This window comes from Bacillus sp. BS1807G30, from assembly GCF_040047675.1.
GTDB lineage: Bacteria > Bacillota > Bacilli > Bacillales > Bacillaceae > Bacillus > Bacillus altitudinis.
Genome location: NZ_CP157353.1, coordinates 3,268,865 through 3,292,868 on the forward strand (window position 1 = coordinate 3,268,865; position 24,004 = coordinate 3,292,868).

Here is a 24,004-nt window from a genome sequence, read left to right on the forward strand (position 1 = left end):
ATATAAAGGAATGCTTAAATTTGCAGCTTTTTCAATGCAGATTTCACATTCATATACGTATTCAACTCACGGAAGTCCTCTCTCATTTCTCCCATTTTCATCGCAAGATTGGGTTTAATACCTGTCACGATCAGTTCTGTGCCAGTCATTAAAATCAAATCGTTCAGCTTAAAGATCGCATCCGCCACAAATGAATCCACCTCTAATAAACCAGACAGATCCACAATGAAGTAATCGTCTTTGGATTGAGAGATATAAGTGGAGACTGTTGAGATGATTTTATCAAATCTTGGTGCTGTTAACGTACCAATGATCGGCAGTACAGAAATTCCATCCTTCACCGGAACAATCGGGACAGAAATATTCAATACTTCATCAATAGATTGCTCAAGAAGCTCTTGCTGTTCCTTCTCTTTCGTAACATCCTTTTGCAGACCGACGAAATAAAGGCGTTTCCCTTCATTTTCATCAATCCATAGAGGCGCCACACTTAACTCGTTCCAAAACATTTGACCAGATTTTTTATAGTTTTTCAACTGTACAGTAACAGCCTCTTTGTTTTCAATGGCTGCCCTAATTTGTTTGAGAGCAATCTGTTCAGTTTCATCTCCTTGAAGGAAACGACAGTTCTTTCCTAATACTTCGGTTTCTTGATAGCCTGTCATATCTAAAAAGCCCTTGTTCACATATATTAAAGGATTATCAGGTAAAGACGGGTCCGTCACCGTCAGGCCAACCTGAGTATAGTCTAAGGCTTCCTTGATTAAATGCAGATTGTCGGACTTATAAGATTCCAGCGCCATTCGTTTACTCTCCTTAACTTCCTTACAAGCGGGTTATATTCATAATTAAATTATATGATGTTCCATAGCAGGTGTAAATAGAAGTAGTTCTGAATTCCTCTTTTGTAGAATGCGCTTCATCCTATGTCATTTATACAAATCCATACGATTCAATTATTTCAAAAGATGTTGAATCATATGTGCCACACCATGTTCATCATTTGTTAACGTGACGTGATCAGCTAATTCTTTTATATCCTTTCTCGCATTCCCCATTGCAATTCCAACCCCAGCTGCCCGAATCATCGATTCATCATTTAAACTGTCTCCTACAGCCGCTGTTTGGCTTAATGGAATACCGAGCTTTTCTGCCAGCCTGGTTAACGCCTGCCCTTTCGACGCTTCCTTTGCACCAATTTCAAAGTTATGATCAGCCGAACTAACCAATGTTAATTCAGAATCATGTCCAAACGCATCCCATCCGGCTTTCAATCTGTCTTGAAAAAATGAGAAACCTAAGATGTTATAAAACGAAAGATTCTGATCCTCACGAAACAATTCTTGATATGTATCAATATAAGCAAAACCTGACTGGCTGTATTGAACTTCAGCCGCTTGCTCAAGAACACGCTGATCCGTTTCTGGATTTGCACTCTTTAAGCGGTCCATTTCTATCGCCAGAAGCTCTCTGCCGCGGTTTGGTGTGTAAATGGCTTCATTCGTAAACACTTCATAGTAATAATCACGCTCCTCAAGCCATGATAAGATGTGTTTTGCTTTTTCTTCTTCTAGAACAGCCGAATGATATACCTGACCTTTGGGATCATGAATCACAGCTCCATTTGCACTGATGACCCACGTATTCATCCCAAGCTGATCAAAAATAGATTTCACATCAAAATACGCTCTTCCTGTTGAAACGACAACCTCAATCCCGCTCGCTGCTGCTTCCTTTAACGCCTGCTCGTTTTCCTGACTCACTTTGTGCTCACTGTTCAATAAAGTTCCGTCTAAATCCGTTGCGATTAATTGAATGTTTGTCATCGGTCTCTCCTTTTTTGCCTTCATTTTCAGTTGACCTTCCGTTTATCAAATCCATCATCATTATGAAATGAGTATCCACTATTTGCAAGGGATGATCGGCTTATCAATGAATATAAGAGTACCCGGTCACGCTACATGACCGGATACGCATAAGGGGATTCACAGAGGACACATGACTGATACAAAGAAACATTGGTTCTACTATTACGCAGTGGATATGTGTACAAGACAAAGTCTATCAGCTATAGCTAGAGGGGGGCCGCGAGATGCTAGACCTTTGCCTTTTGCCTCCTTTCCTTTCAGTTAACCCTAGTCTACTGAGAAATAGCACAAGAGACAAAAAACGAAAATGACAAAATCGTTCTTCAAATTCTTTATTTTCTCAATCATTTTTACTTTTTACCGCTTGCGTATAAAACATCATCTTATTTTGTTTGACGAAATACTTATTTTTCATAAATTGATAAAAAACATCTGAATGAATCCAATTACTAGAAGGCATGTGAATATAGTCAGACCCGTCCCACGCAAACCAATAAAAACAAAGCCTTCCATCATGAATGGACAATTGAAATTCAAAACAGTCCATTTGATCGTCTGTCACGTATTGAAAAGTGAGGGACTCCCCTTCTTCCATATACACATCACAAAATGAGAGAATGTCTCCCCATGTATAGACCCTCACATTGCTTTCCTTTTCCTCACCAATATGTATGTTTCGAAGTTGATAGGACTCCATAAAACATCTCCTTTCACTTATATGCAGCTAGTTCTGAGTAGGCAGCGGTTTCATTTATACAGATGTTGTATGCTATAATGATACTTACGAATAATGAACGCTTGTGAGGTGATAAATATGAAAACCTTTAGGCTGATTGATTTAAAAATCGAACTTGATCCAAAGCAAGATAAAATGTCCAGCATTCCCCTTCGTGACGGCTTAATCATTAATAAAGAAGATGGCGAAAATCACTGGATGATCGAGGCACTGATTCCAAAGAAGCATAGACAAGTGTTTGAGGTGCTCTTCCAGCAGCATACAGAAGTAAAGATTCTCGTGACGATTACAAAAGAAAACAACCGCCCTGTTCATCTATCGGTCCAAGTCAAAAACATCGTTGCCTTAGAAGAAAACATATCTGTATTACTCGACGGTAAAATGATCACAAATCGTTACAGAACAGAAACCGAAGAAGTATTAAAAGACCTCGTCAAAGAGGGGCTGTCAGGAGAAAAACTGCTGGATGCTTTTAAACAGAACACATAAAAAAAGAGCGGGATGAGCCGCTCTTAGATGGTTGACAAAGGGCTAAAATGAACTTTATTTTAGCCCTTTGTCTTCCTTTTCAGCGTGATAGAAAACCTTTGAAGTCAAGGAAGGGCGAGCACCGGAGCACAGCCCTGACAAAGAATGCGAGGGTTTGTCTACACGCTGAGAGCGGGATGAGCCGCTCTTTTTCTATTGCACATCTTTCGATTGGCTTTGATTTTTCAATAAATCTCTAATTTCGGTTAACAACACTTCCGTTTGATCTGGCGTTTCAACCACTTCTTCTTCCTCTACCTTTTTCCGTTTTAATTTATTTAAATAACGAATAAAGATAAAAATGGAAAAGGAGATAATCAAGAAGTCGACAACTGTTTGAATGAAACTTCCATACAAAATTTGAGCAGAACCGATTTTAATAGACAATCCACTAAAATCATGCCCCCCAACAATAATACCAACAAGCGGCATAATTAAATCATTCACAAGAGAAGTGACAATTTTGCCAAATGCTCCCCCGATGATGACACCGACAGCAAGGTCAATCACATTCCCCTTGACGGCAAACTCTCTAAATTCTTTCAGCATTCTTTATCACCTTCATCTTTTTTTGTCTAATATGACGTTTTTTTGTCAAAAAAGCAAGTCCTTATCCGCTTTGGCTGAATGTTTCCATATAAAAAACGGTTCATACATGATGAACCGTCAGACATATTACGATACTTTCGGACCGATAGAAAATGTCAGTTCTGCTTCACATGCCACTTCGCCATCTACTGTTGCAACTGCTTTTCCTTTGGCAACTGGACCGCGAAGACGCGTGACTTCAACCTCTAAACGTAGCTGATCGCCTGGCTTGACCTGTCTTTTGAATCGGCAGCTGTCAATCCCTGCAAACAATCCAATTTTCCCTTTGTTCTCTTCTTTACCTAACATGATAACCCCAAAAACTTGAGCAAGCGCTTCTACAATAAGCACACCCGGCATGACGGGGTATCCTGGGAAATGGCCATTAAAAAATTCTTCATTTACTGTGACATTTTTGATTCCAACCGCTCTTTTCTCACCATCAACTTCTAAAATACGGTCAACCAATAAAAATGGATAACGGTGTGGAATAATGTCTTGAATTTGCTGAGCATCAAGCATGTCTTGATCTCTCCTTCTTTTCTATATCGCTAATCTTCATTTGATTCCTATTGAAGTATATTATGAATGCAGTCATTTTTCAATGTCTAGCCAACAATTATGGCAAAAAATAACATCTATTATTACCTATTGTCATGAAATATAATCCACTCTACACTCATCGTTTTTTCACAAATATGGTAATATATATTACATCATTGATTGAATAAGAGGGTAAAAATGAATTTTATAAGCGATAAATCCATTAAAAAACTTCTCCATTCGTGGTATACAATGCTAAAACATCGACACTTTTCGAAGGCTGAAGAGATCAAAACGTCCTTAACCAAATATAAACGTAGATTGTCAAAGAAACAGGAGCTTCATTTACATTATCAGCTTATACTTTTTCGGCACCAGCTCTGGATGAACCAAACAGAAGACTTAGAAAAACTGAAGCATGAACTCATGCTCCACAAAGATCAAATGAACGATCAACTACAATATTATTTTTACTTTTTTCTCGGTTTATACGAATCTTTAAAGAGCGATCAAAATGATGCCATTCATTATCTTGAAAAAGCAGAAGAGAAACTGCCCCTGCTAGACGATGAGCTAGAGGAAGCGGAGTTTCATTTCCGTACAAGTGGTGTTTATTATAACAACCGCTATTCACTGTTATCCATTCGACATGTTGAAAAAGCCATGAATATCTTTGCAAAGCACGGGGATATCCACAGCATTTATCGGTGCAAAATTGTGCTCGCACTTAACTTTAGTGACCAAAAAAAATATGAAGAAGCAGAAGCTATTTTTATTGAAATTATCGAATACGTGAAAATGATTGATGACCAAGAACTGCTTGGTATCGTGTATTATGACGCTGGTTTTATCAAGTCAAGACAAAACCGTCATAAGGAAGCACTAGAATACTTTAAAAAAGCGCTTCGGCTCCCAGCATACCGGAAATCTGCCCACTCCTATGTATCGTGTCTCTATGAAACTGTGCGTTCCTGCTTTAAAGAGAATTTAACTGATGAAGGAATGAAATATATTCAAAAAGGGCTAAAAGAAGCCGTTGATGCCCAATTTGATCTATTAAGAATCAAGTTCCAAATTTTATTCCTTCTCTACAGCCAAACGCCCAAGGCAGATGAACAGATTGCTACACTCGTCACATGTCTTGAACGAAAAGAAGCCTGGATTGATCTTGAAGATCTGCTTGCAGATGTCTCAGATTTTTATAAAAAAAAGGGCGACTTTGAGCGAGCCGCCTTTTTTATCATGAGAGGCTGACATCCGCCTGCTCATTATCGAATGGTATTAATGAGTCCTAGCATCTGATCGCCCATCGTAATGGTTCTTGAGTTCATCTGATACGAACGCTGTGTTGTCATGAGGTCTGTTAATTCTTTAGACATGTCCACATTCGACGTTTCAAGTGCACCTTGCTGAAGTTGAATGGCCTGACGGTTTGCCCCATTCAGTGCCGTTAAAGCGCCTTGATAGTTGCCGTCGACTGAGAACAAATTTTCTCCTTCAGAGATGAGTGCTGAAGAATTATTCACTTGAACAACCCCAAGATTCACCTGCTGATTCGGTTGATTGCCTCGAGATATAGCTGTAAGCCGGCCATTTTTATCAATAGAAATATCACGGAAATTCGCATTTAAGACAATCTCATTCCCGTTTTCGTCAAGAATCGGATGGCCTTCGCTTGTCACCAGCTGGACTTGATTCCGATTATTTCCTGGCTGTAAATAAAGAGAGCCATCTCTTGTATACCGGATGTTACCGCCAGCATTGACCTGCAAATACTGAGATGGCGCACCAAATGCAACATCAAGGTCACGGCCTGTTTCTTTAATAGACCCTTGCAATGAGTTAATGGATGCATTAACCATCGTACCAGTTCCAAGCCTTAAACCAGCAGGTGTCAGACGACTGTTTGCCACCTGCTCATTTTTTTCATCTACCTGATTAAACTGTTGTCTGACCAGCTCTGAAAAACGGGTGTTTTTCGCACGATACCCTGTTGTTTCACTGTTTGCGATGTTATTACTAATGATATCAAGCTGCTTTTGCACCTCGTTCATCGACACAGCTGCATTGATCATCGTTCTAAGCATGAGAATCCTCCTCTCTCTTTCATTTCTTCATTAATACACTCTTCCGATTTCATTCACTGCTTTTTCTAAACTTTTATCATATGCCTGAACCACTTTTTGGTTTGTTTCAAACGCGCGGTAGGCTGTTGTCATTTCTGTATATGATTTCGTCACATCAACGTTCGACAGCTCTGATACACCTTGGCTTAATGTATAGGACATTTGACCGTTATTGACCGCACTTGGAAGAGGTTGGTTATCAGCTGTACGGTATAAATCATTTCCTTCACGCGCAAGGTTTCTTGTATCCATTGCAACACGTACATCAATTTGTCCAAGGTTTTGTCCGTTTTCACTCACGGTTCCATCTGCGTTCACTTTGAAATTCTCACTTTGAACTGTAATCGGCTGGCCCGTCACGGAAAGAAGGGCACGTCCATTGATCGTCAGCTGATTTTGATCATTCAATGTAATGGAACTGCTTTTCGTATAACGAACGCCTTCTGGTGTATTCACAGCATAAAAAAGCGCTGACTTTTGATTTGTCTCCGGGTTGATGGGTACATTATTTTCTACTAATGCGATATCCGTTGTTTGATCCGTTGTTTTTAATGTTCCTTGTGTAAATTGGGGAATCAATTCCTGCATGTATGTTCCCGTATTAATTCCGCCAATCGCCGTTTGCTGCGGGATACTAAAGCCTTTGCCTGAAGATGTTTGGAAACGTCCTGATTCCATTCGGCTTAGCAACATTTCTGGAAATGCGCGCATGGCCCCTTCATCTGCTTTATAGCCTGGAGTATTCGCATTTGCGATATTATTTGAAAGCATTTCTGTCCGCCGCTCTTGAGCGATCATGGCAGATGTTGCGGTGTATAGTCCTTTTAACACGTGCTCACCTCATTCAAATTCTTTCACATGACCTAAAATCATCAGTACACAATCTTCTATGAAATATATCGGCATATTGGCAGGCTTCTTTAATAAAAATCCCCCATTCTTTCTAAAAAGAATGAGGGAAATCATTAGCTGAGTTTACGCTTTGGCAGCTTGTCCATATTATCAAGCATCACGCCAGTACCAACTGCTACACAATCCATTGGATTTTCTGCAACGAAAACTGGTACTTTCAGCTCTTCTGCAAGCAATTGATCAAGCCCGTTTAGAAGCGCTCCGCCACCAGTAATGATGACGCCGCGGTCAATGATATCAGCTGATAATTCAGGTGGTGTTCTTTCAAGAACTTGTTTCGCAGCCTGAACAATGGCAGATACAGATTCACGTAATGCTTCTTCTACTTCTTTGCTTGTGACGGTAATCGTTCTTGGTAATCCTGTCACCATGTCTCGTCCACGAATCGAGATCTCTTCGTGACGTGCGTCTGGGAATACCGTTGCAACTTGGATCTTAATGTCCTCTGCAGTTCGCTCACCGATCAACAGCTTGTACTCTTTTTTGATGTAGTTTAGAATTTCCAGGTCAAATTTGTCTCCAGCCATTTTAATAGAAGAGGCGGTTACAATGTCACCCATCGAGATGACAGCGATATCTGTCGTTCCGCCTCCAATATCTACGACCATGTTTCCACTTGGCTGAAAAATATCCATACCAGCACCAATTGCTGCTACTTTTGGCTCTTCTTCAAGAAATACATGCTTCCCGCCGCTTTTTTCAGCAGCTTCTTTGATTGCCTTCTGCTCAACAGATGTAATGTTTGTCGGGCAGCAGATGAGCATACGCGGCTTAGAGAACAGCCCTTTCACATTCAATTTGTTAATAAAATGCTTGAGCATCGCTTCAGTTACTTCAAAATCAGCAATTACGCCATCTTTTAATGGACGAATCGCAACAATATTCCCAGGCGTACGTCCAACCATACGTCTCGCTTCTTCTCCAACAGCTAATACTTTCCCGCTGTTTTTATCAAGAGCGACAACAGATGGTTCATTTAACACAATTCCTTTTCCTTTGACATGAATCAGTACATTTGCAGTACCAAGATCAATTCCAATATCCCTAGCAAACATCTATATATATCCTCCTTGAAAATCTGTTTCCATAGCAAATACCACATTCTGCCCTAATTATATATTCTATCATAATTTGCAGAAAAAAAGATATTTCTTTACAAAAGTCTTTACAAAATTTGTGGTTAGAAACTACTGATAAGAGGAAGATATATATATCATGTTTATGAACAAAGAACTAAAGCTTACTGTTTTACAGGCTCACCTTCTAAAATTTCTTCTTTTTTATACTTTAACTTTGTGGCTTCTCCCCCTCGCAGGTGACGGATTGATTTATGATAATCCAGTATCTCCTTCACTTCGTTAGCCAGATCTGGATTAATTTCTGGCAGTCTTTCTGTTAGATCCTTGTGTACAGTACTTTTAGAGACTCCAAATTCTTTCGCAATTACACGAACGGTTTTCTTTGTCTCCACGATATACTTTCCTATCTTGATTGTTCGCTCTTTGATGTAATCGTGCACACCACTCGACCTCCCTAAAATGGATGTGAGAAGTGTGAAATGAGATCCGTATCAATATTATCCATTTTCAGCAGCGCTTGTTCGTCTTAATTTCTCATCCATTAGGTAGTAAATGCCAAACACGATCCCTCACCTCAAACACTCTCTTTGTCAGGTTTGTAACAGTGTATTAGCATTGCATAGGGAATATGCTAAAAATGAAGATGGGACAAGGGATTTATCAGAAAAGACAAAACAAAAAATCATTTCGAGTGGCGAAAATTTTCACTTTACAAGCATCGGTGTAACACGTAAAATAGGAAAGGTGATTTTATTTACCTAGATAAATATTGAATAAAGGTGAGCCTATGGATACGTTAAACAGAGAGTGTTTACATCAAATACATCAAAGCGCGCGGCTGCTGTCTAAAAAAGCGAACGAAGCGCTTGCTGCTTATGACTTGTACATGTCCCAGTGGACTGTACTTTTTTGTTTGGATACATTCGGCCCTAAAACGCAAAAAGACATTTGGACCTATTTGAACGTCGAAGCACCGACGATTACCAGAACCGTGACGCGTCTAGAAGCAAACGGCTGGGTGAAACGAGTCCAAGGAAAAGACAAACGTGAGAATCTCATCGTCATGACAGACGATGCAAAAACAAAGTTTAAAGAAATCAAACAGACGATGGAACAATTTGAAGAAGAATGTCTTTCAGATTTTACCTACGAAGAAAAACAACTCCTCCATACACTTTTACACAAATTATCAACTGAATAGGAAGTGACATACACCATGAACGAACGCATTTGGACAAAAGACTTTATCATGATTGTCCTGGTGAATTTATTTACATTCACCTCTTTTTATGCCCTTTTGACACTACTCCCCATTTACACAATGGATGAATTAAATGGAACAGAATCACAGGGTGGCCTCCTTGTGACGGTCTTCTTATTATCAGCAATTGTGACAAGGCCATTTTCAGGGGCCATTATTGAGAAATTCGGCAAGAAACGCATGGCTATTTTTTCTTCAACGGCTTTTGCCCTGCTCACTTATTTATACATTCCAATTGATCAATTCCAAACACTTCTCATGCTGCGTTTCGTGCAAGGAATCTTCTTCAGCATTTTGACAACCGTAGCAAGTGCCATTGCAGCTGATATGATTCCGAAACATAAACGAGGAGAGGGTCTTGGATACTTTGTGATGTCGATGAACCTCGCCGTGGTCATCGGTCCGTTTATCGCACTGAATCAAGTAGGAAAAATCGGATTCCATTCTTTATTTCTGCTCTTTTCCATTATCGTCTCCATCGGTGCAGCTTTCACGATGCTGATTAGACAGCCAGAGCCTGAAAATGGCGGAAGTGTCGTCTTTCGATTCACTTTTTCTCATCTGTTTGAAAAAGGCGCTTTAAAAACGGCAGCAGTTGGAATCATTATCTCCTTCTGTTACTCGCCGATCATTTCATTTATTTCAGTCTATGCCAATTCCCTGAACCTAATGGGTGCAAGCAGTTATTTCTTCATTGTTTTTGCAGCTGCAATGCTTGGATCACGTCCATTTACAGGCAGACTGTTTGACCGAGTCGGACCTCATATAGTGATCTACCCATCGATTGCTCTCTTTGCGATTGGTTTATGGATGCTGACCGCTACCCAAACAGCCACCATGCTTCTTTTATCCGGCGCTGTCATCGGCCTTGGCTACGGCTCTTTGGTGCCATGTCTACAAACACTTGCGATACAGCACTCACCAGCAAACCGTACAGGCTACGCCACAGCAACTTTCTTTACCCTGTATGATACGGGGATTGCCGCTGGATCCTTTGTCTTCGGACTGCTTGTCAGCTTCACAGATTTTTCAAATGTATATCTCATTGCTGGCGTTGTCGTGTTACTCAGCATGGGTGTTTTTTATTGGAGCGAACGAAAACCGCAAGAAGCAAAAGCACAAAAGGTTTCCCTATCAGAATAGGATACTGTTTTAAACTTCACTGAAAACATGCTAAAATATAGGATATTTCAAATGAACAGATAGGTCTTTTGAAAAATAGTTGGCGTTAAGCGAAAGTATAGGTGATGTTTTGAATTACGAATTGTTTAAAGTCATACACGGGATGGCTCATCATTCTGAGTTTTTAGATCAGGCCATGATTTTCATTACGAAAAAGGCCATTCTCGTATATGCCCTCGTCTTATTGATTTGTTGGTTTTTAGGTAATCACAAATTTAAGAAGCATGTCTTCTTTTCTGGTGTAACAGGCATCGTGGCACTCATCGTCAATTTTGCCATTACGCTGTTTTATTATGAAGAGCGGCCGTTTGTGGCGCACAAAGTCGACACACTCATCCCGCACTCAGCAGACGCTTCCTTCCCAAGTGACCACACAACAGGTGCACTGGCTCTTTCACTAGCCATTCGATCCCGTAATAAAAAACTCGGCAATATTTTGCTTGTTTTTGGATTACTGACAGGGTTCTCCCGCATCTGGGTCGGCCATCATTATCCATTTGATGTATTAGGCAGCTTGATCGTATCGATTGTGGTTGTCTTTATCATGAATAAATTATGGAAGTTCTTTGACTCTCCTATTGATCGTATCGTGACATTTTACGAGAACATTGTGGGCAAAATTTTCAGAAGGAAGCAAAAGGACCAAGGATCAGACCTGTCCAACTCTTAAGCGGCTTGCGATAAAGTATGGAAGACCTCTCTTCTACTTTATCCCAGCCGCTTTTTTCATTGTTTGTTTTCCTCTGACCATACTCGAAAAATAAAGGCTGACGCTAATGCCGACAAGAGAAATCATGATCAATGTCCAGCCTAATTGGTCAAAATGAGAACCTGCAATTTCCTCACCAAACAGCATGCCAAGCACGGCAGATGACAGAATGGAACCAAGGTACCTGCATGTTTGAAAAAGCCCAGAGGTCGTGCCAATCATTTGTTGAGGGCTCGCTTTTAACATCGCAGCTTGAAGCGCAACATTTCCAATCCCGTAACTGAGTCCAAGCAAAGCAAGAACCAGTCCTTTCCCCCAGAATGGCGCAGGAATAAAAAAGAAAGTCATGGCGGAAGCGCCGGCCAGCATGAGCACAGCACTTGCCAAAACAGGATGCCGTTCATCGCCGCGATCTACCCACTTGCCAGTCAGCGGCGATACCATAATGCTCACGCCAGACATGCAAAGCATAAAGAGACCCGTCATCTCCACACGCCAGCCCAATTCATCCTGAAAATAACTTGGCAAGCCAAAAAAGAGACAATAGAAGAAAATATTTAAAATGATAAATTGCACATACACAAGTGAAAGCCGTTTCTCCTGCCTGAACATCCGAATTTGGATAAATGGCTCATCCACCTGATGCTCCCACCATATAAAAGCACCCGCACTCACAAGACAGAGAATGCCCTGCACATACTGAATACCATCAGATAGTGATAATAAAAAAGAAAGCAAAAGGACAATACAAACTGTAAATAGAAACATCCCTGGCAAATCAAGCTTTCGGACAGTGTCTCCTATACGCAATTTTTTCTTCTTCTCCTTAGGGAATAAGGAAAATCCTAGAAAAAAACTGATCAATATGAATGGCAGATTTACTAAAAAGATCGCCGGCCAGCTGCCGATCGTCATCAAAAACCCACCAAGTGTCGGCCCGAGTGCTGTCATCGCTGAAGCAAAGATGGACAATACCGCTAAAGCAGAAGCTTGTCGTTCCTTCACATGATCCCGAATCAGTCCAACACCTGAAGGATAGATCGCACTGCTTCCAATCGCCTGAAGAAGCCGGATCACAATCAGCACCGCAAAAGTCGGGGCAAACGGCGCACAAATGGCTGAGACTGCCACTAGAACTAGTCCAAATAAAAATAAGGTTCTCCGGCTCATCACATGGTCTCCAATTCGTCCACTCACCGGCTGCGTGACCGCACTGGCCAAATAAAAGGTTGAAATGAGCCAAGATACCGTCGTAAATGACAAACCGAACTCATGCTGAATTTGATGCAAGGCTAAAGAAATCATCGAGGAATTCAGTGGATTTAACATCGTGCCAAAAGCAATCGCCGTTAAAAAAACATTCCGGTTGTCTTTCCATTTGATCATACACCCGCCCCCTTCTTTTGACACACACGTTCTTTGTCTATCTCCTCGTTATTATGAGATTCATTTCCCTTTTTTACCCTTAGCAATTCAAGTTCTCTCTCCGAAAAGCAAGACATACATTCTAAAAAGGGCAAGTGTTGGAAAAGCGCATATAAAATTGAGAATATGAGGAACAAATGGTAAGATGCTACACATATTTAAAAGCCTACTTTCTCCTTATACGGAGAACGGCTGAAAAGGAGGAGAAGCTTATTATTAAAAAAAGACGGTTTTGGGTCCCAGCCCTTTTCTCGGTTGCAGTATTACTTCTGTCTTCGTGCGGTTCAAATGAAACAAATGGGAACGGAGATAAACGTAATTCTACAGCGAAAGGGTCGCCGATTTTGGAGGATGGGAAATTTATTTTTGCAGCATCAGGTGAATTCCACCCATTCAGTTACATGGATGGAAACCAGATGTCCGGCTTTGATATTGATGTCGGCAATGCGATTAGCGACAAGATGGGCCTCGAGCCTGTACAGAAAAAATATAAATTCGCAGGCATCGTCGAAGGCGTCAAAGCAGGCAAATTTGATGCGGCCGTTGCAAGTCATACCATCAACGAGGAACGAAAAAAACACGTCCTTTTTTCTCAACCGTATTACTACTCCGGTCCGCAAATCTTCACAAGACCCGGCGCAGACATTCACAGTGCAGATGACTTAAAAGACAAGGAAATCGCTGTCTCTAAAGGTTCGTCCTATGCGGATATTGCCAAAGAACATAGCGGGCAGGAACCAAAATATTACGACAGTGATGTTGTCGCTTTAGAAGCACTAGCCAACGGCAAACACGATGCGGTCGTCACTGATTTTGCCACAGGTGCAGAAGCCATGAAGAAAAAACTTAAAATTGAAGCACAAGAAAGACTCGGGCAAAGTGAGCAAGCAATCGCTGTCTCTAAAGACAATAAAGAGCTCATGAAAGAGATCAATGATGCGATTGATGCACTCAAAAAAGACGGAACATTAAGACAAATTAGCGAAAAGTATTTTGACGAAGATATTACCGTCAAACAGGATTAAAACCACGATTGTGCGCCTTTCTCTAGGCGCACTTTCTTCAAATGGAGATGATTGTTTTGCCTACCTTATCACACTTTTTTCAAACGCTGATTGATTCTAGAGGCGTTTTCTTAGAAGGAATGCTGCTCACCTTACAACTCACTGTCATCAGCATTTTCATCGGCATGTTCATCGGGCTTTTCTTTGCCTTACTAAAAATATCCCGCGTGGCCGTTTTCGGTTATATCGCAAATGCCTATATCTTCCTTGTACGCGGAACACCACTCATTGTGCAGATTTTTATCCTGTATTTTGGGCTTACAGAATTAAATATACCCGACTTTTGGGCAGCCTCTATTGCGCTTGCCTTCCATAACGGTGCCTATATAGCAGAAATATTTAGAGGTGCGATTCAATCAATCGATCAAGGTCAAAAAGAAGCAGGACGTTCTCTTGGCATGGGGCGATTTCTAACCATGAGACGTATCATTCTCCCGCAAGCGATGCGGCGTGCCCTTCCCCCGCTCGGCAATCAGTTTATTATCGGCTTAAAAGATTCATCACTTGCCGCCTTCATCAGCGTCAATGAACTCTTTAACATAGCCACCACTCAAGGCTCCAACAGTTTTGACAACATGACGTACTTACTTGTCGTGGCTGTCTATTACTTAGTTCTTGTCCTGCTGTTAACATTCGCTGTGCAAACCGTTGAGAAGAAACTTTCAGTCAGTGATCATTAGGAGGAGAAGCATGACAGAATCAAAAGAAATCATTCGTGTTGAAAAACTGAATAAATACTTTGGAGAGCTGCATGTCTTAAAAGATATCGATCTCACTGTATATGAAAATGATGTCGTCGTCTTAATTGGTGCAAGCGGCTCTGGGAAAAGCACCTTGCTCCGTTGTATGAATTTTTTAGAAATAAAAAATGACGGTCAGATCATCATTGATGGCAGTCCCGTTCATCCAAAACGAGATCAATTAAACGAAATGAGGCAGAAAATAGGCATGGTGTTTCAGCATTTTAATCTCTTTCCGCACAAAACCGTGCTTGAAAACATCATCGAAGCACCGGTCATGGTGAAAAAAACAAAGAAAGCACAAGCGATAACTGAAGCCAATGTCTTATTAGAGAAAGTCGGACTAGCGGATAAAGCAAAAGTGTACCCTTCAAAGCTATCAGGCGGTCAAAAACAGCGCGTTGCCATCGCACGAGCTCTCGCCATGAAGCCCGATGTCATGTTATTTGACGAGCCTACTTCTGCGCTGGACCCAGAGCTTGTAGGCGAAGTGCTGCAAACCATGAAAAGTCTTGCCAAAGAAGGCATGACAATGGTCATCGTCACTCATGAAATGGGATTCGCAAAAGAAGTAGCTGACCGAGTTGTTTATATGCATGAAGGACGAATCGTCGAACAAGGTACCCCATCAGAATTATTTGATTCTCCTCAAGAGGAGCGAACCAAATTGTTTCTCAGTTCGATTTTATAGGTCAAACGCCCTTTATTTTTCGTGATTCATGCACGTTTATTCTCATTTTTTACGAACTTTTCATCCATTTATATTGATAATGACCAAAAAACCATGTTAGATAAACTTACATGAATATGTTATATATGACTTTTCTCTCTATAATGAAGAATTAAGAAATCTATTAATTCTGAATGATTCGGGGGAATGCAGCATGCAAATGGGTGATACAGTATTTATGTTCTTCTGCGCACTACTCGTGTGGTTAATGACACCGGGTTTAGCCTTATTCTACGGAGGACTTGTGAGAAGTAAAAACGTGTTAAGTACGACAATGCACAGCTTAACCTCACTAGCCATTGTCTCTATCGTCTGGATCGTGTTTGGCTATTCACTGGCCTTTGCGCCAGGCAATGCATGGATCGGAGGCTTTGACTGGGTTGGACTAAAAGGCGTTGGCTTTGAACCTGGTTCATATAGTGATACAATTCCACATTCATTGTTCATGATGTTCCAAATGACCTTTGCCGTCCTCACAACAGCCATTATCTCTGGTGCCTTCGCTGAACGTATTCGTTACTCAGCGGTGGTCGTGTTTACACTCCTTTGGGTCACATTTGTATACGCTCCAGTCGCACACTGGGTATGGGGCGGCGGCTGGATTGGAGAAATGGGAGCACTTGACTTCGCGGGTGGAAACGTCGTCCACATATCATCCGGTGTGGCTGGTCTAGTCGTAGCCATTGTTCTCGGGAAGCGAAAAGAAGCGGCAAGTTCTTCTCCGCATAACTTGATCTACACACTTCTTGGTGGAGCTGTGATTTGGTTTGGCTGGTTTGGGTTTAACGTAGGAAGTGCCCTCACATTAGATAGTGTCGCCATGTATGCCTTTATTAACACCAATACAGCTGCTGCTGCAGGAATCATCGGCTGGCTGTTAGTCGAATGGATGATCAACAAAAAACCAACGATGCTAGGTGCAATCTCTGGAGCCATTGCAGGCCTAGTAGCGATTACACCTGCCGCAGGCTTTGTCACACCATTCGCTTCGATCATCATCGGAATCATCGGCGGGATCGTTTGTTTCTGGGGCGTCTATTCACTCAAAGCCAAGTTCGGCTATGACGATGCACTGGATGCATTCGGTCTCCACGGAATCGGCGGTACTTGGGGAGGCATTGCTACAGGCCTTTTCGCCACTACATCTGTCAATGATGGCGGAGCCAACGGCTTATTTTATGGCGATCCAAGCTTACTTTGGAAACAAGTTGTCGCCATCGTGGCCACATACGTCTTTGTTGCAGTTGTCACATATGTGATCATCAAAGTCGTCAACATCTTCTTCAAGATTCGCGCAACTGAAGAAGAAGAATCAGTCGGTCTTGATTTAACGATGCACGGCGAAAAAGCATATCAAGATTAAAGAAAAAGGGGTGTCTCTATGAGCAAAATGTATAAAGTGGAGATTGTCACACGTCCAGCTAATTTTGAAACATTAAAGGTGGAGCTTGGAAAGATTGGTGTCACCTCGATTACCTTTTCCAATGTGCACGGCTGCGGATTACAAAAGGGACATACGGAACTATACCGTGGCGTCAAAAAGGAAAGCAATGTGTACGAACGTTTAAAGATCGAAATCGTCTTAAGCAAAGTACCTGTTGAACAGGTCGTGGAAACAGCACAGAAAGTACTGCGTACAGGCGAACCAGGGGATGGGAAAATGTTTATATATGAAATAGAGAACACCATTAATATCCGGACAGGTGAAGAAGGACCTGCCGCCTTATAACACATCCTCCGCCATATGGCGGAGGTTTTTTAAAGACAGAAAAAAACCTCTGTGCATTTATCTACACAGAGGATCTGACATGACATTAAGATTGTTTTGTTTCTTCTGACTGACTGCGGTCTTTAGAGGAATCTGAAGACTTTTCTTGATCAGAGGATTTCCCCTTTTCATCAGACTTATCTTCAGATTTTTCTTCAGTCGGCTCTTTTGCCTTATCGTCAGCAGCAGGTTCCTTCATTTTGTCATCAGCTTTTGGCTGAGCAGGTTCTTTTGCTTCTTCCGTCACTTCTTGCGCTGCTTTTTCAATGGAAGAAACAGGCTTATCAATGAAGCTAAGTGGATTAAGCGCTAAACCTTCCATACGAATTTCAAAGTGAACATGGTTGCCGCTTTCAGCACCATATAGATTCTTACCAGAAGCACCGATGACATCATTCTGTTTCACTTCATCGCCTTCTTTTACACTCACTTGAGACAACGATTGATAAACAGTAGACAATCCATCTTCATGTTCAATTTCAACAACGTGACCGAGAACTGGATCTTTTTTCGCCTGAACGACTGTTCCACTAAGAGCAGCTGTGACATCAAACACTTTGCCATCTTTATCTGCAAGATCAATACCTTTGCTTAAGGTATAGGTGTTATTATAGTTTACAAGTGCTGCTTCTTTTTCTTTTTGATCAGCATCTGCTTCATAGAACTTTTTCACGACAGAAACATTCTCAGAATTCTGGACCGGCATAGCAACATTTTCAATTGGCTTTCCAACTTCAACGGCATCATCACGCTGTTCTTGTCCTGTTTGATTTCCATCAGATAGTTGGTCTTTCACATCTTTCGATACAGCTTGATACCAAAGAACGGCTGTTAACACGACCGCTGCGCTGACCAAGTAAATAGCAGGGAATACCCAGCGCTTACGGAAAAATTGCTGAACTTTTGTGATTTTGGAAGTACGTTTCTTTTCTTCCTCTCTCATTTTTCATCACCTCAGCAACATTCTGAACACTTTTCAAAAAATATATACACACGAAATTATTTTTCTTTTTATTTTGCGCAATCGCATCAATAATATGTATGATGAATGAAAAAAGATGGGGGTACATATGGTGAAAACTTTCAACCGCATGGCAACAGAAGATGACCTCAAAGAGATCGTCGATATCTACAATTCAACGATTGCTTCAAGAGAAGTAACGGCCGATACAGAACCTGTTACAGTAGAAGACCGCCGTCAGTGGTTTTTGAATCATTCAGAGAAACGTCCTCTCTATGTGAAAACAGATGAGGAAGGAAATATCTACGGCTGGCTCAGTTTTGAAACGTTTTACGGCAGACCTGCATACAACGGTACTGTTGAAATGAGTATTTACTTGAACCAAAACTATCGAGGAAAAGGTTTAGGGTCACTGTTCTTACAAGAGGCGCTCGAATTGGCACCCTCATTAGGCATCCGAACGTTACTTGCCTTTATTTTCGGCCACAACGAAGCCAGCATCAAATTATTTAAGAAGCACGGATTTGAGACTTGGGGACATTTGCCACGCATCGCAGAAATGGACGGCAATCGGTACGACTTAGATATTTTAGGAAAAGAATTATAAACTGAGCGTCTCTTGAAGAAAGAGACGCTTTAGATTGTTGACAAAGGGCTAAAATGAACTTGATTTTAGCCCTTTGTTTTCTTTTCAGCGTGATAGAAAACCTTTGCAGTCTAGGAAGGACGAGTACTGGCGCGGAGCGAATGTCACATTCGTGAGCACCAGCACGCAGGACTGACAAAGAATGCGAGGGTTTGTCTACACGCTGGAGCGTCTCTTGAAGAAAGAGACGCTTTTTTTATGAAGCATGCACCAACTGCTCAAATTGCTTCGCATTTTGAAGCGATTTTCTTTTCAGAATGATACCATGTTCATCAATCAGAAGCGCTTGCGGAACAACTGTTACTCCATACAACTCCATAATTTGTGATGAGCGCATATAAACAGCTTGCTCCGGCAGCAATTGAAGAAGCGAGGCATCATCGGCTTGTTCATCTCCATTAATAACAATCACATGAGCATCATCATGTGAAGTTTGAGGCTGTACATCAGACAAAATACTTTTACAAGTCATACAAGTAGAATTCACAAATAACAGCATCACAGCTCGCCCATTTTGCAAATACTCCTTCAAGATCACCTTTTCACCTACATGCGAATAACTGCGAAATAACGGAGCCGGGTCACCAATATCCGCTTCCTTCAATTCAATTCCATCAAGAGATTTTATTTTATTCATAAATCTCCCGATAAAACGGGCAAGCAAAAACACGACAGCCAGCTGGGCAATGACAATTAATAACACAATGATTAATAAAATATCTGTCATTTCATTTTATCTCCTTCTATAATTGATCCATCTGCAATCTGGAATGAGTCGATCCACTTTCGCTTCAATAGCACAATTTCTTGGCTGACCGCTATGATCAAACAGACAGCCGCTGCAATGAGAAAACAAATCATTTTCAACCGCAATGAAATCATTTCAACACTAGGATGTACATAAAATAACCCTGCCACAAGAGTAAGCATCAGCAGATTGCGAATCACAATCCCCCAATGCAGGCGATCGTTTTCCAGTAATCCTCCACAACCGCACGAAATATCACGATGCCCCCTAATTAAATTGAACGTAACCGCTCCAGTGTAAATACATAACAGGGCTGTAAGGCCCACTGCAGGCAGGACAGACATGTTCCATATAAACAAATGAATCGTACAAACCAACTCAATCAACAAAAATACATAAAACATGGGTGCCGCGAAAGAAGGCGGCAGCAGCCGATAAGCATTGATCTGCTGGACATGTGCCTTCTGTTTCCTTGCTTTATCCAGCCATGCACCTGCAAAAATGATTCCTAGTAAATAGACTCCTATGAAATAAAAGACACTCACCTTACACCATCTCCTTTTGTTGAAATAGTTGAGATTGTGCCTCGTATAGCCTTCTGTATTCTCCGTGTAATGCCATCAGTTCATCATGGTTGCCCTCTTCAATGAAAGCACCATCTTTCATGACGATGATACGGTCTGCTAAGCGGGCCGCTCCCATACGATGTGTAATAAACAAAACACCTTGATCCTGCGTATGATCGAACAACTTTCGAATGAGTGAGATCTCCGACAATGGATCGAGAGCAGAGGTCGGTTCATCTAAAATAATAAAATCACTTTCTCTAAAGAAGGTTCTCGCCATCGCAAGCTTTTGCCATTGTCCGCCAGACAATTCATGTCCCTCTTCAAAAAAGCGACCTAGCTGCGCATCATATGTGTCTTCCATTTCATTAATTCTTTTCTCTATACCTGCTTGACGGGCGGCTGAAATCAACCGCTCTTCCTCTTCTATATCATCAATACGGCCAAACCCTATGTTTTCTCTCACAGTGAACTCGTACTTCATAAAATCTTGAAAAAGAACAGCCATTCTCGCATGATAGGTCTTTTTATGGATGGTGGAAATATCCTCTCCATTGACTTTGTGCATATTCTGTTGATCTGGATCGTATAAGCCGGTTAAACATTTGATTAAAGTGGTTTTACCGGACCCATTATCTCCTACTAATGCAATTCGTTCACCTTTATTCATATGAAAATGAATATGCTCAATCGCTGGTTTTTTCATATTCGGATAAGTAAAAGAGAGATTGTCTAATGTAATGGACTGGATATGCTCAATTCCCTGAAGCGACGCTGCCTCTTCCGTCTGTTCATGCATTTCCTCTTCTCTCTTTTGAAAAGCTCTCATTTCATCAACATATAGGCTCGTTTCATATAAACTAGAACATTCCCTCGTTAAATCTTGAAACCCACTTTGAATGTTTTGTACAGCTTGTAGCACTGCAACAAACGTACCCGCAGCTAATTTTTTTTGAAAAATAAGAAAGACAATCAATAAACCACAGCACACATAGGCCAATGTCATGAGCAACCCGCCTGCCATCTCCCAGCGCACTTGGCGTTTCAGCAAATTATATTTTTCATCTGCACTTTTAATGTAGTGACCTCTCCACTTTTGAAGAAGATAATTCCCTATTCCATATAAACGAACTTCCTTTAAAGAATCTCGCTGTGCGACGAGATCAGATACATACATTTCTCTTCGATCATTAGCCGTTAACAAACGATTTAATCGATAACGTGCGCCTCCAAAGAAAAGTTCAATCCATAATACAGGCAAGGTAAACAAGAACAATATGACCGCTAAGCCCCAATGAATACCGATCATATAAATAAGAAGTGATACAACAGTAATCAACGCGCTCATCATTGTAAAAATACTTCTCACCATACTGAGAACATGCTGATGACTGTTCATCACACGTTGACTTTCATTGTAAAAGGACGGGTGCTCAAACGTAATAAACGGCAGTCTTATCGCTTTTTGAAGCAATTCACCTTTCAAATGCAGACCAATCAGATTTGTCGCTTTCTGTTGACTAAGCTGAAGAATGAATTGAAGTCCATATCCTAAAATCACAATGACCATTTGCAGTCCAAATAACCACAAAACCTTTTGGATGTCACCTGAAGACGTCATAAATAAAATAATTTCATTAATCAAAGTTTGAATAATCCAGACACTAGCCAAAGGCATAAAACCAACGATCACTTGAATGAACAAAGTTAAAAGAAGATAAGAACGACTTTTTTTCCAAGTATAGGAGATTGCATATAAACAATGGTTCACTGTACTCATGAGATGCTCCACCTTACACCATTTAGTATAATTGACATATTTTTGATATTTATAATATGATAGCTTTGCGTAACTTCACTTTGAGAGGACGATATACGATGAATTCAATTTTTCTTATACAGCTCGCTCTTATGATTTGCAGTCTTCTATTAACGGCTGGAATTATCATCTATTTAAAACAACAGATGCAGCTTATCATCTTACCTATAGAACACGTGGGGCAGAAACTTGCGCATCCACTTCTCGAACAGCCATCACCCATTCACATGAATGATCTGCTGCAAACAAATCGTACACAACAATTACTGATCTTCACTGACACAGCATGTCCGCACTGCATTCCATCACTCGAACAATTCCTAGAAACAAAAAAGCAGCGTAAACTAAACGTTTCATTGAGTATTTTGTTGAAAAACGGGCAAAAAAAGGACCAAGAATTATATCGTGATAACGAAACAAACTTGCGAATTATTCTGGTAGACGAACAATTGATAAACGCATTCCAAATTCAGGAGTTTCCGTTCTACATCATGGTAGAAGACAATGATACCATCTCATATGCAGCACCTTTTCCAGACGGTCTTTATTCAAGACTAGCTGCAAACTAAAGATAAATGAGGCATGTGAAGAGCATCAAACACATGCCTCATTTTTTATTACTGTGAATTTGGCTGAACATCCTTCCCTTTTTCCTCTGCAGCGATTTCATTAGCTTCGCTTGAAGCGGATGTTTGTTCCTCAGCTTTTTCAAACTCACTGCGAGCTTCATTTGAAATGTCAACTTGATCACCGTGCTGATTCACAGTAACGGAAGAAGACCCCTCTTTTTGAACCTCTTTCTCTAGTTCCTTTAATTTAGAAACATGAAGCTCTAAATCTTTTCCTTGCTGAACTAAAGTCAGTTGTTGAAATAACGCCTTTCTCTCTTCTGGAGAATGGTCGCCTTGAACAATTTGCGCTGCTTGGGTCAAAAAAGAATTTGATGTATGGCCAGCTTGACGCTTATTTGACGTCTGCATAGCATTTGTTACTAATGAAATTGGAGTTATGCTCATGCGTTCACACCCTAATAAATAAGATACTTAAATTTAGCAGCCACATTTAACGCGTTCTTGGCTAGTACAAATCTCACCTGTGTCACGATCCACATAGTAACGGAAAGTTCCAACACCTTGAAGGAAACAAGTTGGTGCTGATTGGCAAGAAGTTACCAATCTTTGCAAAATACATCTAGCAGCTGCAGGTTGAACATTGGTCATTTTGTTTAAAATTCGATCTAACATATGAATTCCACCTTCCAATTTTTATGGTAATACAATACAATAATAACCAATTGATAGACAACTAACAACATATTTTGATAAATTTTCTAATTACTTCAAACTACTTTTCTTATTTATGACAAAATTTTTCGATTATAATTGTAGTAATTGTTACTTTTTTCTTATTCGAAAATAATTTATTTATCCATAAAAAGTAAATAAAAGATAGAAATAAGGTCAATTCACTCTTCCTAAAGTACTACTTGCTCAAGTATGATATAGAGTGAATACATAAAGGAGTGAACACAATTGCAACAAACTGAGAAAATCATTCAATCTCTTCATTCAATAACAAAGTGGGGAAAGGTTGGGAGCATCTTTCTTTATATTTCAGGTGGTCTATCCATCCTCAGTGGATTTTGGCTTGTTCTTCCTGCTGCCATTGGCGTTTTTCTGATTATGATGGGAATTCATGTCCAAAAATCCGTGAAAGCAGCTGAACAATTGATTCAAGCGTCTGATACTTCTTACGAAGAATTATTGGAACAATATGCTAAGATGATGAAAATGCAGACACTTTTTGCCATTTCAAGTATTGCCGCAGTTATTCTCTCATTCATCGCTATCGTTTTGATGTTTATACTAGGTGGGCTAGCCTTTCTCCAAGAGCTTCCTACCGATGTCCAACAGTACGAAGATTATTACGAAGAAGAACTTGGTGACTTTTATTAATAGAAAGGGGTATCAATAAAATGCGATACCCCTTTTTTATTTGAGTTGGC

Annotated in this window: 29 protein-coding genes; 13 read left to right on the plus strand and 16 right to left on the minus strand. The window is 40.7% G+C overall.

All coding sequences use genetic code 11. The annotated features are described in order from the left end of the window. Positions 1-14: 14 nt before the first annotated feature. From ABG082_RS16820 to ABG082_RS16830, 3 genes are all read right to left on the minus strand, one after another. On the minus strand, positions 15-803 hold the full coding sequence (locus ABG082_RS16820) for an STAS domain-containing protein (RefSeq protein ID WP_017360015.1): 789 nt from the start codon (positions 801-803) through the stop codon (positions 15-17). Between the two features lie 153 nt (positions 804-956). Beyond that, complete coding sequence (locus tag ABG082_RS16825) at positions 957-1,817, minus strand: Cof-type HAD-IIB family hydrolase (protein ID WP_025208115.1); 861 nt, start codon at positions 1,815-1,817, stop codon at positions 957-959. Between the two features lie 391 nt (positions 1,818-2,208). Then, positions 2,209-2,565 (minus strand): hypothetical protein, encoded by a 357-nt coding sequence (locus ABG082_RS16830; protein ID WP_008343305.1) that lies wholly within the window; start codon positions 2,563-2,565, stop codon positions 2,209-2,211. A 117-nt stretch (positions 2,566-2,682) separates the two neighbouring features. On the opposite strand from ABG082_RS16830, the gene ABG082_RS16835 reads away from it, so the two are divergent. Further along, complete coding sequence (locus ABG082_RS16835; protein WP_003215215.1) at positions 2,683-3,093, plus strand: YwpF-like family protein; 411 nt, start codon at positions 2,683-2,685, stop codon at positions 3,091-3,093. Between the two features lie 192 nt (positions 3,094-3,285). Here ABG082_RS16835 and mscL read toward each other — a convergent pair whose 3' ends face one another. Together mscL and fabZ are read right to left on the minus strand one after the other, a co-directional pair. Further along, complete coding sequence (gene mscL, locus ABG082_RS16840; protein ID WP_007497563.1) at positions 3,286-3,681, minus strand: large conductance mechanosensitive channel protein MscL; 396 nt, start codon at positions 3,679-3,681, stop codon at positions 3,286-3,288. Between the two features lie 126 nt (positions 3,682-3,807). After that, positions 3,808-4,242: a 3-hydroxyacyl-ACP dehydratase FabZ gene (gene fabZ, locus ABG082_RS16845; protein ID WP_007497564.1), complete on the minus strand. Its 435-nt coding sequence runs from the start codon at positions 4,240-4,242 to the stop codon at positions 3,808-3,810. A gap of 219 nt (positions 4,243-4,461) precedes the next feature. Here fabZ and ABG082_RS16850 point away from each other — a divergent pair, with 219 nt between their 5' ends. Beyond that, positions 4,462-5,517, plus strand: coding sequence for a tetratricopeptide repeat protein (locus tag ABG082_RS16850; protein WP_046526709.1), 1,056 nt, complete (start codon positions 4,462-4,464; stop codon positions 5,515-5,517). 14 nt (positions 5,518-5,531) lie between these two features. On the opposite strand, the gene ABG082_RS16855 is transcribed toward ABG082_RS16850, so the two are convergent. The 4 genes from ABG082_RS16855 to spoIIID all read right to left on the minus strand — a co-directional run bounded on the left by ABG082_RS16855 (position 5,532) and on the right by spoIIID (position 8,820). Then, complete coding sequence (locus ABG082_RS16855; protein ID WP_007497568.1) at positions 5,532-6,350, minus strand: flagellar hook-basal body protein; 819 nt, start codon at positions 6,348-6,350, stop codon at positions 5,532-5,534. A gap of 30 nt (positions 6,351-6,380) precedes the next feature. After that, on the minus strand, positions 6,381-7,220 hold the full coding sequence (locus tag ABG082_RS16860; protein WP_017360018.1) for a flagellar hook-basal body protein: 840 nt from the start codon (positions 7,218-7,220) through the stop codon (positions 6,381-6,383). A 134-nt stretch (positions 7,221-7,354) separates the two neighbouring features. Then, complete coding sequence (mbl, locus tag ABG082_RS16865; protein WP_007497573.1) at positions 7,355-8,356, minus strand: cell shape-determining protein Mbl; 1,002 nt, start codon at positions 8,354-8,356, stop codon at positions 7,355-7,357. A 185-nt stretch (positions 8,357-8,541) separates the two neighbouring features. Then, positions 8,542-8,820 carry a sporulation transcriptional regulator SpoIIID gene (gene spoIIID, locus ABG082_RS16870; RefSeq protein WP_008343327.1) on the minus strand — a complete coding sequence of 93 codons (279 nt, stop codon included), beginning with the start codon at positions 8,818-8,820 and terminating at the stop codon, positions 8,542-8,544. 347 nt (positions 8,821-9,167) lie between these two features. On the opposite strand from spoIIID, the gene ABG082_RS16875 reads away from it, so the two are divergent. From ABG082_RS16875 to ABG082_RS16885, 3 genes are all read left to right on the plus strand, one after another. Then, positions 9,168-9,581 (plus strand): MarR family transcriptional regulator, encoded by a 414-nt coding sequence (locus tag ABG082_RS16875; protein WP_282833336.1) that lies wholly within the window; start codon positions 9,168-9,170, stop codon positions 9,579-9,581. 15 nt (positions 9,582-9,596) lie between these two features. Then, positions 9,597-10,784 (plus strand): MFS transporter, encoded by a 1,188-nt coding sequence (locus ABG082_RS16880; RefSeq protein WP_348936297.1) that lies wholly within the window; start codon positions 9,597-9,599, stop codon positions 10,782-10,784. Positions 10,785-10,893: 109 nt separating this feature from the next. Continuing rightward, the gene (locus ABG082_RS16885) at positions 10,894-11,493 is read left to right on the plus strand and encodes an undecaprenyl-diphosphatase (RefSeq protein WP_008343330.1); all 600 of its coding nucleotides are present in this window, start codon (positions 10,894-10,896) and stop codon (positions 11,491-11,493) included. Between the two features lie 33 nt (positions 11,494-11,526). Here the strand turns inward: ABG082_RS16885 and ABG082_RS16890 are convergent, their stop codons facing one another. Continuing rightward, positions 11,527-12,918 carry an MFS transporter gene (locus ABG082_RS16890; protein ID WP_348936298.1) on the minus strand — a complete coding sequence of 464 codons (1,392 nt, stop codon included), beginning with the start codon at positions 12,916-12,918 and terminating at the stop codon, positions 11,527-11,529. 176 nt (positions 12,919-13,094) lie between these two features. On the opposite strand from ABG082_RS16890, the gene ABG082_RS16895 reads away from it, so the two are divergent. The 5 genes from ABG082_RS16895 to ABG082_RS16915 all read left to right on the plus strand — a co-directional run bounded on the left by ABG082_RS16895 (position 13,095) and on the right by ABG082_RS16915 (position 17,220). Continuing rightward, on the plus strand, positions 13,095-13,982 hold the full coding sequence (locus ABG082_RS16895) for a transporter substrate-binding domain-containing protein (RefSeq protein ID WP_046526713.1): 888 nt from the start codon (positions 13,095-13,097) through the stop codon (positions 13,980-13,982). Positions 13,983-14,023: 41 nt separating this feature from the next. Continuing rightward, on the plus strand, positions 14,024-14,701 hold the full coding sequence (locus ABG082_RS16900) for an amino acid ABC transporter permease (RefSeq protein ID WP_007497584.1): 678 nt from the start codon (positions 14,024-14,026) through the stop codon (positions 14,699-14,701). Positions 14,702-14,711: 10 nt separating this feature from the next. After that, positions 14,712-15,452: an amino acid ABC transporter ATP-binding protein gene (locus ABG082_RS16905; RefSeq protein WP_008343342.1), complete on the plus strand. Its 741-nt coding sequence runs from the start codon at positions 14,712-14,714 to the stop codon at positions 15,450-15,452. Positions 15,453-15,645: 193 nt separating this feature from the next. Further along, entirely contained in the window at positions 15,646-16,854 is a 1,209-nt protein-coding gene (locus tag ABG082_RS16910; protein ID WP_008343343.1) for an ammonium transporter, read from the plus strand. Positions 16,855-16,872: 18 nt separating this feature from the next. Next, positions 16,873-17,220, plus strand: a complete 348-nt coding sequence (locus ABG082_RS16915) for a P-II family nitrogen regulator (RefSeq protein ID WP_034318379.1) — start codon at positions 16,873-16,875, stop codon at positions 17,218-17,220. A gap of 85 nt (positions 17,221-17,305) precedes the next feature. Here ABG082_RS16915 and ABG082_RS16920 read toward each other — a convergent pair whose 3' ends face one another. After that, positions 17,306-18,202: a M23 family metallopeptidase gene (locus ABG082_RS16920; protein ID WP_008343344.1), complete on the minus strand. Its 897-nt coding sequence runs from the start codon at positions 18,200-18,202 to the stop codon at positions 17,306-17,308. A gap of 127 nt (positions 18,203-18,329) precedes the next feature. On the opposite strand from ABG082_RS16920, the gene ABG082_RS16925 reads away from it, so the two are divergent. Beyond that, positions 18,330-18,827 carry a GNAT family N-acetyltransferase gene (locus ABG082_RS16925; protein WP_008343345.1) on the plus strand — a complete coding sequence of 166 codons (498 nt, stop codon included), beginning with the start codon at positions 18,330-18,332 and terminating at the stop codon, positions 18,825-18,827. Between the two features lie 235 nt (positions 18,828-19,062). On the opposite strand, the gene ABG082_RS16930 is transcribed toward ABG082_RS16925, so the two are convergent. Genes ABG082_RS16930 through ABG082_RS16940 form a run of 3 tightly spaced genes read right to left on the minus strand, consistent with a single transcriptional unit; the run spans position 19,063 to position 21,960 of the window. After that, positions 19,063-19,593 carry a thioredoxin family protein gene (locus tag ABG082_RS16930; RefSeq protein WP_007497592.1) on the minus strand — a complete coding sequence of 177 codons (531 nt, stop codon included), beginning with the start codon at positions 19,591-19,593 and terminating at the stop codon, positions 19,063-19,065. Then, positions 19,590-20,159 (minus strand): MauE/DoxX family redox-associated membrane protein, encoded by a 570-nt coding sequence (locus ABG082_RS16935; RefSeq protein WP_076821253.1) that lies wholly within the window; start codon positions 20,157-20,159, stop codon positions 19,590-19,592. Before ABG082_RS16935 ends, ABG082_RS16930 begins: the two co-directional genes overlap by 4 nt. Before the next feature lies 1 nt (position 20,160). Then, positions 20,161-21,960, minus strand: coding sequence for an ABC transporter ATP-binding protein (locus tag ABG082_RS16940; protein WP_058213517.1), 1,800 nt, complete (start codon positions 21,958-21,960; stop codon positions 20,161-20,163). 98 nt (positions 21,961-22,058) lie between these two features. Between ABG082_RS16940 and ABG082_RS16945 the strand changes: the two genes are divergently transcribed. After that, positions 22,059-22,568 (plus strand): hypothetical protein, encoded by a 510-nt coding sequence (locus tag ABG082_RS16945; RefSeq protein ID WP_058213516.1) that lies wholly within the window; start codon positions 22,059-22,061, stop codon positions 22,566-22,568. A 48-nt stretch (positions 22,569-22,616) separates the two neighbouring features. Here ABG082_RS16945 and ABG082_RS16950 read toward each other — a convergent pair whose 3' ends face one another. Together ABG082_RS16950 and ABG082_RS16955 are read right to left on the minus strand one after the other, a co-directional pair. Beyond that, positions 22,617-23,015 (minus strand): hypothetical protein, encoded by a 399-nt coding sequence (locus ABG082_RS16950; RefSeq protein ID WP_076821255.1) that lies wholly within the window; start codon positions 23,013-23,015, stop codon positions 22,617-22,619. 33 nt (positions 23,016-23,048) lie between these two features. Continuing rightward, positions 23,049-23,243 (minus strand): hypothetical protein, encoded by a 195-nt coding sequence (locus ABG082_RS16955; RefSeq protein WP_072367358.1) that lies wholly within the window; start codon positions 23,241-23,243, stop codon positions 23,049-23,051. 288 nt (positions 23,244-23,531) lie between these two features. Between ABG082_RS16955 and ABG082_RS16960 the strand changes: the two genes are divergently transcribed. Next, positions 23,532-23,954, plus strand: a complete 423-nt coding sequence (locus ABG082_RS16960) for a DUF5362 family protein (protein ID WP_058213515.1) — start codon at positions 23,532-23,534, stop codon at positions 23,952-23,954. Positions 23,955-24,004 lie beyond the last annotated feature (50 nt).